Origin of the sequence: Micromonospora sp. NPDC050795, assembly GCF_044456785.1 — a bacterium.
Lineage (GTDB): Bacteria > Actinomycetota > Actinomycetes > Mycobacteriales > Micromonosporaceae > Micromonospora.
Map to the genome: position 1 here is coordinate 1 of NZ_JBITGE010000095.1, position 2,229 is coordinate 2,229.

Genomic DNA, 2,229 nt, shown 5'->3' on the forward strand with positions numbered 1-2,229 from the left:
AGCCACCGCCGTATCTTTGGTCCACACAACCACGAGACTCAGCGGTGGCTGCTCCATGCCTACGGACAAAACCACACTGCTCCAGCAGGTCCGAATGGATCTCCTGCTGGAGTACTAGAGATCTGTATACGGCCCAACCGGTCACAACCCGACCAGCCACACAACCCCGGAACTTGCAACAGCCCTGCAAGATCAGGGGCAAAGCCCGGGAAGCTGTTGAACGCGTGACTGTCTTCGCTCGTTGAGAGGCCAGTACCGAGAAGATGAGGAGATCCGGATGGCACCTAGGAATTCCGATCAGGTCTATGCGCAGGCGTTGAACAGCCTACCGGTAGGCGACCCCATCACGCACGACACCACAGTGATGCTGCCCGGTCATAGCGTCCCTGTTCCCATCGGCAAACTGGTGAACACACTGCGGAACAGCTCGGCCACCGGGGGGCGGGCGGCGGCGCCGGATCCGGCGTTGGTCACCGCGTTGGCCGCGCACGGCCTGCACCACAACCCAACCACGCTCCCCGACGGCAAATGGCGGCTGCAACTCAGCGGCGCCAGAATCATCTGGCCCGATCAGGACTTTGCGCAGGCGTTGAACCGCCTGCCGGTAGGCACCCCCATCACGCAGAACACCACAGTGACGCTGCCCGGTCATACCGTCCCTGTTCCCATCGGCTCACTGGTGAGCAGACTGCGGGACTCCTCGGCCGGCGGGGGGCGGGTGGCGGCGCCGGATCCGGCGTTGGTCACCGCGTTGGCCGCGCACGGCCTGCACCACAACCCGACCACGCTCCCCGACGGCAAATGGCGACTGCTACCCAGCGGCGCCAGAATCATCCGGACCGATCAGGACTTTGCGCAGGCGTTGAACAACCTGCCGGTAGGCACCCCCATCACGCAGAACACCACAGTGACGCTGCCCAGTCATCCCGTCCCTGTTCCCATCGGCCAACTGGTGAGCAGACTGCGGAACACCTCGGCCAGCGGGGGGCGGGCGGCGGCGCCGGATCCGGCGTTGGTCACCGCGTTGGCCGCCCACGGCCTGCACCACAACCCGACCACGCTCCCCGACAACAAATGGCGACTGCAACCCAGCAGCGCCAAAATCACCTGGACAGATCAGAACTATGCCCAGGCGTTGAACCGTCTGCCGGTAGGCACCCTTATCACGCACGACACCACAGTGACGCTGCCCGGTCATAGCGTCCCTGTTCCCATCGGCCCACTGGTGAAAAGACTGCGGGACGCCTCGGCTACCGGGGGGCGGGTGGCGGCGCCGGATCCGGCGTTGATTGCCGCGTTGGCCGCGCACGGCCTGCACCACAACCCGACCACGCTCCCCGACAACAAATGGCGGCTGCAACCCAGCGGCACCAGAATCAAGCGGACCGATCAGGACTATGCGCAGGCGTTGAACCGCCTGCCGGTAGGCACCCCCCTCACAAACGACACCACAGTGACGCTGCCCGGTCATCCCGACCCTGTTCCCATCGGCCAACTGGTGAGCACACTGCGGAACACCTCGGCCAGCGGGGGGCGGGTGGCGGCGCCGGATCCGGTGTTGGTCGCCGCGTTGGCCGCGCACGGCCTGCACCGCAACCCGACCGCGCTCCCCGACGGCAAATGGCGGCTGCAACCCAGCGGCGCCAAAATCAGCTGGACCGATCAGGACTATGCGCAGGCGTTGAACCGCCTGCCGGTGGGCACCCGCATCACGGGCAACACCACAGTGACGCTGCCCGATCATCCCGTCCCTGTTCCCATCGGCCTACTGGTGAACACACTGCGGAAAGCCGCGGCCACCGGGGGGCGGGCGGCAACGCCGGATCCGGTGTTGGTCACCGCGTTGGCCGCGCACGGCCTGCACCGCAACCCGACCACGCTCCCCGACAACAAATGGCGGCTGCAACCCGCAGCAGCCGTCCCTGCCCGGCCCGTCCCCGCAGGGAACACCACCACCACCCTGACCGGCCCCGGCCCCGCCCCCGGCCGTGTACTGAGCATCGCCGAGCTTCTCAACCCTCCAGGGCAGCCCCCACACCTCGCTGAAAACCCGCCACGACCGGCACCTGCCACTGTCACCATGACTGACAAAATCGCCCCCTGGCACCTCACCACCCCAACCGTGCCACCGGCAGGCATCGCCGCCGCGGCGCGGCTGTCGACCGCTACTGCCTCAGCACAGCCGAGAGCCGCCAACCGCGAGGACCGCGGCTATTTCCCCACCCCCAC

1 protein-coding gene is annotated in these 2,229 nt (G+C 67.0%); it reads left to right on the forward strand.

What is annotated here, in order from left to right; all coding sequences use genetic code 11:
* Positions 1–277 precede the first annotated feature (277 nt).
* The coding region (locus ACIBEF_RS32280; protein WP_396797206.1) for a hypothetical protein at positions 278–2,229 on the forward strand (1,952 nt) is incomplete at its 3' end.